We start from the raw sequence: 15,471 nt of genomic DNA on the forward strand, positions 1-15,471 counted from the left end.
GAGGCTAGATGGTTGGACAACGGCTATTAGAATTTATAGCAAAACCAAAATTGCTACTGTTATTTTCTTTGTTCTACAGTATTGTCATGTTTTTTGTTGCTAATTTTGTACTCGCCTTTTTACAATCAATATTAGCAGCGATTCAACAATTTCAACAGAATCAGAAAGTGCTATTTAATATGAATTGGCAGAGTGTGTTTGATTTTCAAGCAAATATTCTGCCTTTTTATATTGGCTTTGCCCTCCTTTCGGCCATAGGGCTTATTAAGTTTGTTTACAATATAAGATTAAGCTATGGAAATCTAAATCAAGGGCAACATGGCACGAGCGAGTTTGAAGAAGTAAAACAATTAAAGAAACAATATAAAATCATCCCCGCAGCTCACGAGGAATATGACGGTGATGGTGGCATTATTATTTCAGCTCTAAGAGAGACAGGACGTCCATATAGGCTATTAATTGATAGTGGGCCTGTCCATACGATGGTAATAGGTATCACCAGAAGTGGGAAAGGAGAAACCTTTGTTTTTCCAATGATTGATGTACAGAGTCGATCGAAAAACAAACCCTCACTTGTTATTAATGATCCGAAAGGTGAGCTAGCAGCTGCTAGTTACGATACATTGGTTGCGCGAGGCTATGATGTATATGTATTTAATTTACTACAGCAATATATGGGCATGGGCTTTGATCCAATTAAAATTGTTGTTGATGCATGGAAAAGAGGAGATAGCAGTTTAGCGCAACAATATGCAAATAGTGTTGCTTTCATGTTATACAATGATCCGAACGCCAAAGACCCATTTTGGAATAACTCAGCTAAATCTTTAGTTACGGCGATTATTTTAGCGATGGTTGAAGATACATTACTCGTTGGACGTGAAGAAACAGTCAATATGTATTCAGTGGCTAATTTTCTTTCTACTTTTGGTAGTGATACAGATGATGAGGGAGAAAACGCCTTAGATTTATTTTTCCGTGAGCGTGATGAGAATAACCCCGCACGTATGATGTATGCAACAAGTAACTTTGCTGCTGGTAATACGCGAGCGAGTATTTTCTCTACTGCGATGGATAAATTACAAATTTTCACTTTAGAACCAAATGCAAAGCTAACAAGCTATAACAGTTTAGATTTAACGGATATTGGCTTTGGAGACAAGCCAGTTGCTGTTTTTATGGTTACACCTGACTTTGATGAGTCAAACCACGTACTTGCGAGTATTTTTATTAGTCAGATGTACCGAGTGAATGCTGAAAAAGCTACATTAAGCCCAAGTGGAAAAATGAAGCGGCAAGTGCATGCCTTGCTCGATGAGTTTGGAAATATGTCAACTGTTGATGGCATGGCTGGCATGGTTACAGTAGGGGCAGGACGAGGCTTCCGTTTCCATTTAATTATCCAGGCTTATTCACAATTGCGAGGGAAGTATGGAGACCATAATGCCGACACGATTATCGGTAACTGTTCCAATCAAATTTATATTTTAACGAAGGATGAGGCAACGGCAGAGCAATTCTCAGCACTTATCGGGACTAAAACCATTACAGATGTAAGTCGTAGTGGGAATCTCCTATCGATGAATAAAACACACAGTGAATCAACAAAAGAACGTGCTTTATTAATGCCTGATGAACTCATGCAATTATTAGAGGGCGAATCAGTCGTTGTTCGTGCAAATAAGCGTCAAGATAATAAATTTAAGAAGATTAAACCTAAGCCTATATTTAATACAGGGAAAACGGCAGCGAAGTTTCGTCATGAATATTTAGCGGATGATTTTGATAATAGTAAGTCGATTTTAAATTTACCGATACTATCAACAACCTATCATCGCTTAAAAATGTCGGATATCATTTTTACATCTAAAACAGAGCGCGATTTGTATATTTGTATGAAGCTAGTAATGGGAAATGGTGCTTTTACGGAATTATCCTCTAAGCTCTATACAATTATGCCGAAGGATTATTTAGATGAATTGCCACAATGGTCATTTTTACATTTACTAAGCTTTATGGCGTATACGGAGCTAGTGATTCCAAAACCACTTGAAGCAGAGATTTTTAAACAGTTAGAAAAGTATATACCGCAGCATACATCAAAAATATGGCGCAATGTATTGCATGAACAACAAGAAAAGCGACAGCAAGATAAGGAATTAATAGATGATGAATCAATGTATGTTTTGCAAAAACAGATCATGGAGGGAGATATATAAAGAATGATTCAAGAGTTGTTTATGGAGCGTTTGAGGGATGCGCATTTAGAGTTCTTTCAGATTTCTAAAAAGCATCTTTTATTTAAACGAATCTTGTACAGTTTAATTGTGTCTATGCTATTTTTTATTGGCATTTCAATTGGACAAGCATCTGCGGTTTGGTTTATCGGGTTACCAATCGCTTTTTTAATTGGCTGGAAAATGCCTTATTTACAATTACTGTTGGAAAAGAGTTCTATTGATTTAAAAAATGGGTTTCTATTTTTACCGTTTTCACAAAGTTTTATGGTGCTATTGCCGAGTACAGGAAATGTTTATCAAGCCTTAAAGGCAACGGTTCCTTATTCACAAGCTCCTTTGAACAAAAAGCTAGAGGAGCTTATTCAGAAAATTGAACAGGGCAATAATCGACAAGATTATTTAGATTTTGCAGCATATATTGGTTCACCTGAAGCGTATATGATTATGAATATGATTTATCAATTCAGTGAGCAAGGTGTACGAAAAGAAGCTATTCTAGCACTACAGCAATATGTGCAAAATATTCAAGAAAATAAAGTTGATCAATTAATCGAATCGAAAATGGATACAAGCTTTAAAATTTCGTATTTGCCTATGCTACTCGCTTTATTTTTAGTTGTTGCTTTTGCTCTAGTACTGTTCTCTCATTACATTGGTACAATTATCGATGCATTGTCAGTACTACCGAAGGGGGAATGATTATGGCTGATACATTTAAAATTGAGGAACAAATTGCCACTTTACGTACTGCTGAGACAGGCTGGACAAGGGAGTTGGGGAAAGTCATTTGGTATAACAAGCCCATGACAATCGATGTTCGCTGGTGGTCGCCAGATAAAAGTAAAGCAGGAAAAGGTATTTCGTTGACGCAAGAAGAAGCAAGATTACTGTTCTTTGGATTAAAGGAATTATTTGAAAGGACTGAGGTTAATGATTACTGAAGAACAAAGAATTTATAACCTTTTGAACAATAGTTTTCTAGGGCCTCATATGGCAATAGAAAGCGTAACGGATATTAAATATAACGGCACACACTTGCGTATTAAAGATAATGTAAAAGCGCCTTATTTTGCACCAATACAGCCTACAGAGGATGATGTAAAGCAGCTTATTAAACAAATAGCAGATGTACAGCAGCGTACATTTACTTATGCGGAACCACGTTTAGATACGGAGATTGGCATTTTGCGTATTAATGCGCTGCATAAGCGAGTGAGCCCAGATGGTACAACACTAGCTGTACGTATTTCCAGACCACGATTAGCGATAGAATCGCTCGAAAGCTTAGTACCAAATAATGATGAAATTGTCGAGCAGTTATTTAAGGTGCTCATGTTAGCGGAGCTTAATATGGTGCTTGCTGGTCGCACTGGTGCAGGGAAAACAGAGTTTCAAAAGTTGCTGGTTGGCTACATGGATGAAAACGCAAGTATTTTCTTAGCAGAGGATACAAGGGATAGCCATATTAAAGCATTATATCCTGAACGTGATATTACAAGTGTTAAAACGATACCAGGCATTTATGAAATGTCTGACGCAGTGAAAGATGGGCTACGTAATGATCCGGATTATTTAATGCCTGCGGAAATACGAGGTGCAGAAGCAGCAGACGCATTAGATGCAGTCAAAACAGACCATGCCATACTTACAACCATTCATGCGCCAAGTGCGATGGATATTCCGCTTCGCATGAGTCCGATGATTCGACAAGCGCCTGCTTATGCAAGGGCGAGTGATTTGAGTATTGGAAATGAAATTGTCCGCTTCTTGCGCTTTGGTGCTTACTTGAGAGCAGAACGAAACGACGAGCAAAAAACAGTCCGTTATTTAAAAGAATTAGTTGAATTTGAAGATTATACTGAAAAAGGGGCTACAGGGCGTTACCTATATCAAGTAGTCAAAGTCCGTGATGTGAAAACAGGTCGCTATTATCAAGAGCAGCGTTTTGGGACTTTATCAGAGCGTACATGCGCTGAGCTAGAAGATAAAGAATTAATCCATCTTGTCCCAGCTGTATTATTACCTAAGAAATATAAACAAAAAGTAGGTGCAGTCGGATGAGGGCTTTGTTTAAAGAAGCACGGTTGCTGTTTTATGGCTGGGAATTAGCCCTCTATTTTCTTGTTTGGTTTCTTATCAATTATCAGCTCTATTATTATTTATCAAATGAACGGGCGCTAAGCCTTTTAGTAGGGTTAGGTGGAGCGTTCTTTTTCTTTTTCGTTTTCACGATTCAAAATCGGAAGCTAGAAACACATCAAAGGCATTTAGCAGAGCTGCTCAACTATGTAATCAATGTTGTTTTCTACTTGCAAACAGGCTACAACGAGTACCATGCCTTGAAAGCTACTAGAGAAACTGCACATCCTGATATACAGAAAAAAATAGACATGAGTATCGAGTCCTTAGAAAAGCACGCAGTGTTAGAAACAAAACAATATGAAGTATTTGACTTCCCAATGCTCAATCAATTCCATCAAAACTTAGCGATTCGATATGAATATGGCGGAGATGCGGAAGAGCTATTTGGCCAAATACAACATAACATGGTTTTTGAATTGAGAAAGCGAGATGAGCTTTATCGTAAACGTAAAGGTTTTGCGATGAATGTCTATGCACTACTTGGCATGGTGCTAACAATCCCAATCGTTTTAAAAACGATGGTCTTTCATTTATGGGATATCTTTTTAAGTACAGGCTTTGTAAGCCAAGCAATTTTATTAGTGACGTATGCTGGAATTTTGTGGACGTTGTATTTGTTACAGCAGAAGAATATGGATATTTCGGTGAGGTATTAAGAGAAAGAAAGGGACTCGCCGTTTTTGGTGAGTCTCTTTTATACACAAAAAAAGATAGGTGGAGTAGTCATGGATTTATCACTTAAGGATGTATTGTGTGTAATAGTAGTAAGTATTGTTGGAATAGGTATCTTTCTTTTTCATGCAATTATATTGAACGTATTAACTTTTAGATTCGCTTTAATTGTATATGCTCTCATAGCACTAATTGCGATAAACACTTTCGGATGGTTTTGGAATTTACCAAATATTTATCAAATTGTCTTGAGTATGTTTATTGTTTATACAGTAATTTTGATTGATGTTCTATATTGGTATAATCAACATAAAGATGAGTTTTAAGTTAAACCTTAAGTCTACTAAAAGCTATTTAAATTTTTTGAAGAGTGTTTTAAGTTTAGCGGTTTTATCAAACACTTGAGTAAGATATTCGATTTGTTCTTTTTCACTTTTTTCTTTTTGTTCTAGCTCTTTATAGCAAAATATAATCTGTTCAAATAGTTCCGTATCAATACGATCTTCTTCCCAATCTTCTTGAAAGCCTTTGAAATCTTTTTTTAGTGGACTAATACGAGAAACTTTTTTGTTGTTGATAAAGGTCGTTTCAGAAAAGCAATATAGACTATTTTTCTTAGTCATTTCATATACACTTTTTTTCTCTTTGTTACCACTATAAACAGCCAAGCTAAGGAGAATTAAGCAGGCTGAAACTAAGATTTGAATAACATGAATTGAGGCAAAGAAAAAACCAAATTCAGTAGTCAATGAAACATTAAATATTTGTGTGGCAAAGGTATTATAGTAATACATAAGCATCTTTTTGAATGAATACGCTGAAAATTGTAGAGCCTCAGGGTTTAAAAATATGAGATACATTAATTTTAGCCCCCAAGATAGGGTTATAATTTCAAAAAGGCTTGTTAAAATTAATTTAATACGTTCATTGCCGTCAAGGAGAGACTGCTTAGGTGTTGAAGAGAGAGTATCGTTCTTAAAAGCGATTAATATCTCAAAACTTCGTGTTAATGTTCTAGTTAGCAAAATAATAAGGAATAGAATTATCATATTAGAAATTTGTTGTTCATCATTGGAATTATATGCAAAATTATAAAAAACAATAAAAGGCATGATGAATGTATGGGATGAAGAGATTACTAAGTTAATATGATTTCTCTCTTTTATGATTTCGCCTCTTTTATGCATTTTTTCATATTTAGAATTGAAAATCTCATGCTTTTTTATTTTGTCAATGCGAGTAGAAAAGTCATCTTTATTTTTAATTTTAAAGATTTCTTCGAATGACAAATAAGAGATATATTCATTTGGAGCTTCCTTATGTTTGGAGGCTAGAAGGAATTCAAATGAAAGTAAAAATAAAATAAGCCGACTAATAACTCTTATATACAATAATATAGTATAAAGGACGAGAAATAGTCTTAAGTATATTGAAAAATTATATGTTATAGGACTAAAAATAAGAATTAAAAAAAATAATACAAATGTAATAAATATATTTCTATGTAACCATTTCTTCAAGAACCATTTATAAAAAGGATTATTATCTTTAGGTTTAAAGAACATACCTAGTACAAAAGGTGAAATAATAAAAAGTAGTACGAAATAATCAAATATTTGACTAGATGGGAACCAATTATTTAAGAAAATATACATAAAAGGAACAATGAAGAGTATACTAGTTAACCAATTTTTATCGAAATTTATAAAGAAACTCAAAATATTATAATATATTTTAAGAATAATATTACGTAATAATAAAAAATAATCTTTCAATATCAAGGAGATAACATAAATAAAAAGCACAGAAATACTCAATACAGATGAATAACCAATAAGGAAAATAAAAATATCACCAAAAAAATTTATAGCCTCACTTATTAGTTGATCAAAGTTAAGTAAAGTAGCAACTTTATTATCTAAAATCGAATAGAGAGATTTATCTTTTATTGCTCTAAAAACTATAAATACTACATTGTTATTATTGTTTGTTTTTACTAACAAAAACAATAAAATAGCTAAAATAATACTAGGAATTAAAAAGAATTTAAGATATCTCCAGTTAGCTTTGAAAAAGTTTATTATTTTTTTTTTGAAACAGTGCATAATTTTCCTTAATAGATTCATTTAATAACCTTCTTTAATATTAATAAATAATAAAGTATTTTATGATTCCTATAATTATACAACTTTCCTAATACAGGAATCAATAACAATTAGCAGGGACTCACCATTATTGGCGAGTCCTTTTCTGCATCCAAATTATTTTGAAAGGGGTGATGTAAACTCAACGTATAAAAAGTAAAAGGAGATGATAAAAAACAACAAAAAAACACACGAAAAAACCCTCAAAACTCATTATTTTAATTGAATATTGTAACAAAAATGGTATAATATTTATAAGGAGTAACTTCCTATTTAATAGTGATAAGTTACAGATGGACGATTTCATAATTTATACCAAGAGGGGGATTTTAATATGCGTAAAAATTTATTTGTTGCTGCTTTAGCAGCATCCATTGCCTTACCAGCTATTGTTGTGCCTGTAGAAGTAGAAGCAGCGACTTACAGTAAAACATTTAAAGATGTATCACAGAACAGTCCTTACTACGACAGCATTCACACAATGACTGAAAAGGGAATTATCAGTGGCTATGAGGATGGTACTTTCAAGCCAAACGAAACGTTAACTCGTAAACATGCAGCTGCATTATTAAACAGAGCTGTATCTGTAAAAGCATCAAAAAATGTTGGTGCTCCAAAAGATTTACCAAAAACAAATGCCTACTATAACGACCTCATGGTGTTAGTCAATGCAGGCTTATTAGATATGGATGCAAAGGGCAATATTAACCCCAATGCGCCGTTAACACGTGGAGAAATGGCGAAGATTTTAGCTACAGCATTTGACTTAAAAGGCACGAAACACCCTCTTACAGATGTTTCATCGAAGTACAGTAGTTATGTTGCAGCGTTATATGAAAATGATGTAACGACAGGCTATGAAGATAAAACGTTTAAAGAAAAAGGGTCATTAACACGTGCACATTATGCAGTGTTTATGTATCGTGCAATGGGCTTGCAGAAAGTAGGTGGTGATACTGCACAAAAGCCAACAACACCATCGAAAAAAATCTCAATGAGTAGTACAGAAAAGGAAATTAATGATTATATCAAGTCAAGCAAATTATTTGCTAATGGCATTACAACTAGCTCAATTCACTTAAATGAGTTTAAGGGCTATAAACAAGTCATCGTCAATTCAGAAGATATTTTAGGTGGCACAGATTTAAAGGTGACAAAATTATTAGCAGGAATTTTTTTATTCAATCAAGATGGTTGGAAACCTGTTGATAAGCTTTCATCAGCACAAGTGAGCTATAAGAGTAATTATTCCAAAGAAACTCAAAAAATTTCTTTTGATTACACATTGCCTCAGTCACAAGAAGTAGCAAAACGTATTTTAGCAACAGTGTTCTCAGGAGAAATTGACACATTTGAACTCGGACGTATCATTGATGAAAAAGTAGCAGAAGGTTTAGCTAATACAGATAAGCAATTTCGAAATATAGAACATATCGAGATGGGTAATTTTAAAATTCGATTAGGTGTCGATAGAGATGGAGAAGCAAACCATTTTTGGATGGACATCAAACAATAAAATAAAGTAAACGAAAAGGTGAAGAGAGATGAAAAAATATTTTTCGATTCTTTTAATATTTACCCTTGTGTTTAGTAGCTTTCCTCCTCAACTATTTGGGGAGGTTTTTTCATCTACAAAAACACAAGCTGCTAATGAAGTGCCATTTTATGACGGTACAAGTAATCTAGTAATTGAATATTTAATTCCAGGAGGGGACCTAGAATTTAAACGTGTAGACAGCAAAGGCTTATCAGGGGCGCAATATTTGGGGGACTTTCGTTATGCGACCATTTATGATGGAAAATTAACAAGTAGTCCATCAAGCGATAATACAACCTTTAATGTCAATGGAAAATCTGTTAGAGCTTATGCAGGTGATAAGTGGTATCACATTGTACCTATTAGTTTAGGAACAGCTCGCAATTTAATTCGTGTAGAGGATTTAACAGAAAATGAATTCATTAACCGTTATGGTGGAAGTGCTAAAGGATATAAAGAATTAAGAGAATACGAAGTAATAGATACGAAAGGCGGGGGATATGGGTACTTCTACTACATTGGTAATGTTGTAAAATTAGCTGGTGGCTATGCTGAAAATACAAGTGCGAGCTTTGATAGCACCAACCCTACACGCTTACGTATTTTACGTACAGCTCATCCTAATATCTCAAGCTTCACGGTTAGTGCAACAAATACAGATGTCGGAAAGCCTGTGACATTTGATTTCACAGCATTTGAGTACAATTACGGTGGCAATAAGCTTGATTATACATTAATTATTACGGATGCAGAAGGAAAAGAAGTAGGGCGTAAAGTGCAATCTGTCACATCCACAAAAAATACTTCAGGTGGTTTAGCGACACAAGACCGTGCACATACAGGAAAGTATGAAGGGAAAACAATCTTCTCCTTCACGCCTGCAACAGCAGGCAAATTTACAGCAACATTGACAGTAACTGACGGTGTTTATCGTTCTTCAACAGCTTTAGTAAAAACATTCACAGCTAAGCAAAAAGGGCAAGCCTATTTAGAGGTGACACCACCAAGCATTACAATTCCTGTGGATCATAAAGCGACTTACCAAGCATTTTACACGGATGCTGCGGGTAAACGTACAGAAGTAACAGATAAAGCTACGTGGAAGGCTATTAAAACAGATATAGCAGCTACATCAGAAAAAGGAGTATTTACAGGTTTAAAGGAAGGCGAAACACGTGTTGAGGCAACTTATCAAGGAGCTAAGGATCAAGCAGAATTAATCGTATCGTCTACACCAGCAACGGAAGAACCAGAGCCCGAGCCTGATGAGCCGAATATACCGCCAACTGTAGAGTTAATTGTGCCTACTGAAGTGACAGTTGGACAAAAGTTTTGCGCTGTAGCAAATGCACATGATGAGGATGGTGAAATTGTAGCGTATGGATGGGATTACACAGGTCGTGGAGATCCAACAGGTAGACAAACGTGTGGGCTATATTATGAGTCGGAGGGAGAAAAAACTGTAACCGTTGTGGTAAGGGATGATGATGGTGATACGGCGCAAGATACGAAGACAATTCTTGTAACAAAGCCGATGCCTAATGCACACTTTGTGGCAAGTGGTACATTCAAGGAAAACCGCAAAATTAGCATTGAAGCTGCACATCCTTATGATGAAAATGATGCAGCTTTAAAAGCATATCCGATTGTAAAGCAAACTTGGTCAATTATGACTGTTGATCCAGCAAAGCAAGACAAATTAAGAATCGTACAAGATATTAGTGGGAATGTGCCACATACTCAAATAATTGATATGTTGCTCAAAACAACAGGTGAAATTCGTATAACACGATATGTAGAAAATAGCGTAGGAGACCATGCAACATATACAGTGACGCTAAATGTCATTCCTGATCTTGAGCCAGTTGCCGATTTTAAGGTAGCGTCAACGATATTCAGAGAACCCATTAATGAAACAGCAGCACAAGCAACTATTGAAATTCAAGATAAATCTTATTCGACAGATGATATGATTCAGAAACGAATTTGGAGAGTAGCACATGATTCGAATAATGATGGACGTTTTGATGATGAGCAATTCGTTGTGTTTGACGAAAACAATGCAGAGCTAGCTAAATATCTGACATCTAAGGTCGGAAAATATCAAATTGAATTAGAGGTATTTGAAAAGTACATTCACGAAACAATACCAGAATTTGTAGATTTAACATTTAACAAAGCAACAACTGATTTACGTCATGGCAATACAGATAGCAAGGCAATAACAACTAAAGTTGTAGAAGTTGATAACCTAGCACCAGTTGCCACGGTAGGGTTTAAAGATCAAAAACAAACAGTTGAAGTGCAGTATGATGTGGTTGATTCTCCATACAATGAGGCTCAATTAAAAGAGATGACTCCATACCTAAATAATTTGCTTGAAAAGCATAATTTACAAGCAAACATTACTTTTGCGACAAACAAAAAGCATGAACATCAGGTTTTTTCCGATGGTTATGATAAAAGCTATATCATAGATAGTGATGGCAAGGCTTATGGTATGGGTGACGGTATTATTGGTAACGGTAGTGCTACTGGTGTACTAGATGCCAATGGCAATATGATTGCACCTTACGTTGAAATTCCTTTACCCGGTAGAGTACGTCAAATAACCGCTACGAATAGTTATGCAACACATTTCCTACTGGAAAATGGGGATGTGTATGGTGTAGGTAGTAATAAAATGACTATTTCATCTAGATACGATAAAAATGGGAACTATATAACCTCATTTCCTGAACAAATAGACGTAGGGGCTATAGGCGATGGAACAATGATACCTAGATATTCACCTGTTAAAATTAATTTTCCAGATAAAGTAGTAAAAATGGATAGTATGAAACATGTAACAGTTTTCTTATTAGCTAATGGAGATGTATATGCAATAGGAAATGTTACTCAAAATGCATCAAGTAATGTGCATAATCCGTTGATTGATTTTAATAAAGACGAATTAAAAAAACCTGCTGACATCCCTAGAAACTTAAAACTACCTGTTAAGGTAAAGGATTTAGCGATAGGAAAGTCTAGGGATAGCAGCTTCTTAATGTATTATATGATTATAATTGACCATAACGATGTAGCATATGGCTTGGGCGACAGTCGGAGTTGGGGAAGGACGCAAGACATTTCATATGTGAGATGGGAAAGGTTACCTGAACAATTACAAGGCTTGAAAAAGGCAACCAAAACGACTAACTATGCTGGGTCATTTGGTGGAGCCACTGATTATCTAAATTTGTATATTAAGAAAGATGGTAATTTAATACGTGCTCATCGCACAGGATTATATGGTAATAATCAGATTGGATATACTTTCAATATTCCTGAAAAAATAAAAGATTTTTCAACAACCTATGAGGGGTACTCCACTCTTTTCTTAACTGAAATGAATGAATTATATGCAGTGGGAAATAATTGGAATGGAGAGTTGGGCTTTCCGATGGGTACTAGCTTTCCTTATTACAGTAATGAGTGGGTAACTGACTATATATACTCACCAATGAAAGTACCTTTAGCATTTAAAGTACAACAGGTTTCAATGGGGCATCAGTTCACTCATGTAGTTGCTGAAAATGGTAATTTATACGCTGTAGGACAAAATAAAAATGCGAATTTAGGTATTGCCACAAAAGCAGATGTGCCACAATTCACCAGAATCGGAGGTTTCAACATTCAATTCAGAAGGAGCGCTGAATTCAAGCAGCAGCCTTCTCCAATGTATATGACAACGTTCGGCACTAAGGCTTTAACAGTAGACGACATACAAGATAAGATAAAAAATTCAAGAGGCTACTATGTGGGTATCACAACAGAAAATAATCGTACATCTGTAAATACAGTTGTACAAAATAATAATGGTAAGGGCACATATTTAAACATTGGTACAGCACATAATGATGCAAATTTAAGAGCTAAAATTGAAGATTTAGCGAATTACATTATTAGTACACAAAATAATAATGCTGTAGAAGTTGAGTTTTTACTTGATACATCGACAGGTATTAGTCAAGCTACACTGGAAAGCAAAGTCAATTCAATTGTAAAATCAACAATTAATAACAATTCTTCTGTACCGTTTGAAGCACGTGTACGTGTCTTAACAAATGATTACCAATTTAATAATGTACAACTAAACGCTAAAAATAAATTTGTCGTAGCTGTGAAAAATAATGCGTATACAACGGACTTGGAAAAGCATCTTATCGCGACAAATCTTGTCAATAATGCGCATTTTTTAGGCGTGGGCTTAGCTGTTAATAAAGGAACAATTGACCGAGTGATTGCAAAGTCAATGCACAAGGGTACGTATATTAATAATGCAAGTATTGATGCGGCTCTTAATGAGATTTCCACATATATTTTAAATGAAATCGAAAGCAGTAGAGGTATCACAGAGCTATTTATGACTACTGAGGGACAAGTGGATTATGAAGCTCAATTCTCAGATTATGAAAAGGATGATTTATTTAAAAGCTATTGGAAATTCGATCACCAGTTAAATTTCTTTGAAAGCGAGAATGGGATTATTGCTGATAATCTACAGCAAAGACAAAACCCATATCGTCATTTCGGATTGACAGGGCGTTATCAGGTGTTTTATGCAGCACAGGATGATCCATTAACGCGTTATTTTGCACCGAATACGTTTGCCCCATTTGTTGATTATCGAAAGTGGTCAAATGAGGCAGATAATCTAAAAATATATGTGCATAAAATGCCATCAGCTGAGTTTACATTTACCATTGATGAAGCGACAGGCAAGCTTGATGTGGATTCGGTAGCACATGACGAAGACAAAGCGAGTATTAATGTCGGGTTTGGTAATGGTCTACAGTCGCAGTATTTTGATTATCGTATAGAGGGTGGCGAGTGGGTAGATGGTGTACCAAGTCACCTAGAAGTGGGTGTAAAAGTAGAGGTACGAAATCGCGTCATCGATTTTCAAGGGAAGGCTGCTGAAGTCATCAAAACGTTATCGTTAGATAATTTGCCTCCTGTAGCAAAATTCGAAACAGACAAACCGATTTATGTTGTAGGTGACTATATTGTTCTTAAAAACACTTCCTACGATCCGAATAATGACAATCTAATAGCGGAGTGGTCGTATAAGCTAAAAGAAAAATCAACCTATACATCATTAGGGACAGGGAAATTCATTTCAGGAACTGCTAAAGAAGGCTGGCATACAGCGATACCTCGTATTGCGTGTGAAAAGCAGGTAAATGAATCTTGTTTTTATGATATTAAACTAAAAGTGACAGATACACATGGATTGTCGGATGAGGTTGTACAAACTGTAGAAGTACAAAATTTAGCAAAAATAATTGAAGTAGCAGAGGGTACTGTTTATTGGGAATTACAACGACTACAGCCAAACGAAGATAGTTATGTTGTAATGAACATGAACTTTGAAATACCTGAAGACAAGCATTATGCAATACAAAAGCCATTACACACTTTGTTGTATGGCTCAAATAAAATTTCGCAGGAAAAAGCGATTAGAATTTCTGTACCAGGTGCAAGTGTTAAAGGACAAACGATGGCATATGAATTCACTTATGAATATGCTGAAGAACCAATTGGCTGGAAGGAAACCAACTGTGTTAATGGCATTTGCGAATGGGAATTTGATTATATGCCTGATTGGGAAAAGGTGCAGGTAGTATCATTAAAAGGCTCTTTAGCGATTGACCATTCTATGAAAGATATAATTCAGGCTGATACATTTTCAGAAATTTTGACGAAACAATGGATTGTGGGGCGTCAAGCTGAATGGGACGTAGTAACTGAAGAACTTGTTCGTTCCGATGTATACCACGAAAGTTACAAGCAGGCTGTAGACAGTGTATATGAAGATCATATTCAATTAAAAACGCAAACAATGATGCCAATGACACCAGGTACATTACGTTATCAAGTAACATTACCTTCAGCGGCACACCAAGCAGATACGTTTTATCCATTAAAAAATACACAAAGCTACGGAACATATGTAGCAGCAGAATTGGATGATAGCCTTCAGGCGGAATTTGCAGATGGGGTAAAACTACAACAATTACCTTTTGAGGATAAAGGATTAACAGGTTCAAATCGTATCTTTGAAGCGAATTATGTATCTGATTTATTCTTTATTACAAAATCACTAGGTTTTATGTCTGGTTATCCGTATGCTGAGCAGGTGCAACAAGCGATTGTAAATAATCAACCGCTCCCAACTTATGAGCATGTTATGCGAGAAGGAATGAAAAAGGGCGAGGCCGATTTTGCGCGTTATACTGAAGGCACAGTACCGTTCAAGGATGATTGGATGTATACAGAGGATGAGTCGCAATTAGCTTCTTTACAGCGTTATGCGATTCCTGTTACACCGCTCTCTGAGCTTCATCCACATGAAGTGTATGAAAATACGTTTGAGCTAGTCGATATGGGCCTAAATGATGTGCGTTTCAAGTTTAATCAAACATTTACTTTTGAGCATTATCTGTTTGGGTCTGGCTATGATGATGCCTGGATTATTGCACAAATGGAATCACTTGGGCGGGTCGAAAAGGAGCAAATCGCCGGTACATTTATTATGACACGCCAACAAGTTCACGAGTTGGCCAAGCTTTATTATGAGCGTATGGAGAAACCATACTATAAAATTCATAATTTCCGCTATTTCGATCGTACTTACCCTGATCAAGTAAAGGAGATTTTAAATAATTAATTAGTTTAAACATAGGGATTCACC

8 protein-coding genes are annotated in these 15,471 nt (G+C 35.5%); 7 read left to right on the forward strand and 1 reads right to left on the reverse strand.

The features are described 5' to 3' along the window. Window positions 1-8 precede the first annotated feature (8 nt). From C9J36_RS07210 to C9J36_RS07230, 5 genes are read left to right on the forward strand one after another with little or no spacing between them, the layout of a single operon-like run. The gene (locus C9J36_RS07210) at window positions 9-2,219 is read left to right on the forward strand and encodes a VirD4-like conjugal transfer protein, CD1115 family (protein WP_107942653.1); all 2,211 of its coding nucleotides are present in this window, start codon (window positions 9-11) and stop codon (window positions 2,217-2,219) included. 3 nt (window positions 2,220-2,222) lie between these two features. Then, the gene (locus C9J36_RS07215) at window positions 2,223-2,939 is read left to right on the forward strand and encodes a hypothetical protein (protein ID WP_107942654.1); all 717 of its coding nucleotides are present in this window, start codon (window positions 2,223-2,225) and stop codon (window positions 2,937-2,939) included. Window positions 2,940-2,941: 2 nt separating this feature from the next. After that, the gene (locus tag C9J36_RS07220; protein WP_066163375.1) at window positions 2,942-3,181 is read left to right on the forward strand and encodes a YdbC family protein; all 240 of its coding nucleotides are present in this window, start codon (window positions 2,942-2,944) and stop codon (window positions 3,179-3,181) included. 49 nt (window positions 3,182-3,230) lie between these two features. After that, window positions 3,231-4,301 (forward strand): ATPase, T2SS/T4P/T4SS family, encoded by a 1,071-nt coding sequence (locus tag C9J36_RS07225; RefSeq protein ID WP_161956389.1) that lies wholly within the window; start codon window positions 3,231-3,233, stop codon window positions 4,299-4,301. A gap of 5 nt (window positions 4,302-4,306) precedes the next feature. Continuing rightward, window positions 4,307-5,038, forward strand: a complete 732-nt coding sequence (locus C9J36_RS07230; protein WP_153061594.1) for a hypothetical protein — start codon at window positions 4,307-4,309, stop codon at window positions 5,036-5,038. 366 nt (window positions 5,039-5,404) lie between these two features. Here C9J36_RS07230 and C9J36_RS07240 read toward each other — a convergent pair whose 3' ends face one another. Further along, entirely contained in the window at window positions 5,405-7,180 is a 1,776-nt protein-coding gene (locus tag C9J36_RS07240; protein WP_107942658.1) for a hypothetical protein, read from the reverse strand. A gap of 352 nt (window positions 7,181-7,532) precedes the next feature. On the opposite strand from C9J36_RS07240, the gene C9J36_RS07245 reads away from it, so the two are divergent. Both C9J36_RS07245 and C9J36_RS07250 read left to right on the forward strand, forming a co-directional pair. Then, a complete protein-coding gene (locus C9J36_RS07245) occupies window positions 7,533-8,714 on the forward strand; it encodes an S-layer homology domain-containing protein (protein ID WP_107942659.1) in 1,182 nt (393 codons plus the stop codon). Window positions 8,715-8,742: 28 nt separating this feature from the next. Continuing rightward, on the forward strand, window positions 8,743-15,447 hold the full coding sequence (locus C9J36_RS07250) for a PKD domain-containing protein (protein ID WP_107942660.1): 6,705 nt from the start codon (window positions 8,743-8,745) through the stop codon (window positions 15,445-15,447). Window positions 15,448-15,471: the final 24 nt, after the last annotated feature.

It is taken from the genome of Metasolibacillus fluoroglycofenilyticus (assembly GCF_003049645.1).
GTDB classification, from domain to species: domain Bacteria; phylum Bacillota; class Bacilli; order Bacillales_A; family Planococcaceae; genus Metasolibacillus; species Metasolibacillus fluoroglycofenilyticus.

Excerpts from the sequence above, each read along its gene's own strand:
- C9J36_RS07210 (WP_107942653.1), top strand. The coding sequence starts at position 9 with ATGGTTGGACAACGGCTATTAGAATTTATAGCAAAACCAAAATTGCTA.
- C9J36_RS07220 (WP_066163375.1), top strand. The coding sequence starts at position 2,942 with ATGGCTGATACATTTAAAATTGAGGAACAAATTGCCACTTTACGTACT.
- C9J36_RS07245 (WP_107942659.1), top strand. The coding sequence starts at position 7,533 with ATGCGTAAAAATTTATTTGTTGCTGCTTTAGCAGCATCCATTGCCTTA.
- C9J36_RS07225 (WP_161956389.1), top strand. The coding sequence starts at position 3,231 with ATGGCAATAGAAAGCGTAACGGATATTAAATATAACGGCACACACTTG.
- C9J36_RS07240 (WP_107942658.1), bottom strand. The coding sequence starts at position 7,180 with ATGAATCTATTAAGGAAAATTATGCACTGTTTCAAAAAAAAAATAATA.
- C9J36_RS07215 (WP_107942654.1), top strand. The coding sequence starts at position 2,223 with ATGATTCAAGAGTTGTTTATGGAGCGTTTGAGGGATGCGCATTTAGAG.
- C9J36_RS07250 (WP_107942660.1), top strand. The coding sequence starts at position 8,743 with ATGAAAAAATATTTTTCGATTCTTTTAATATTTACCCTTGTGTTTAGT.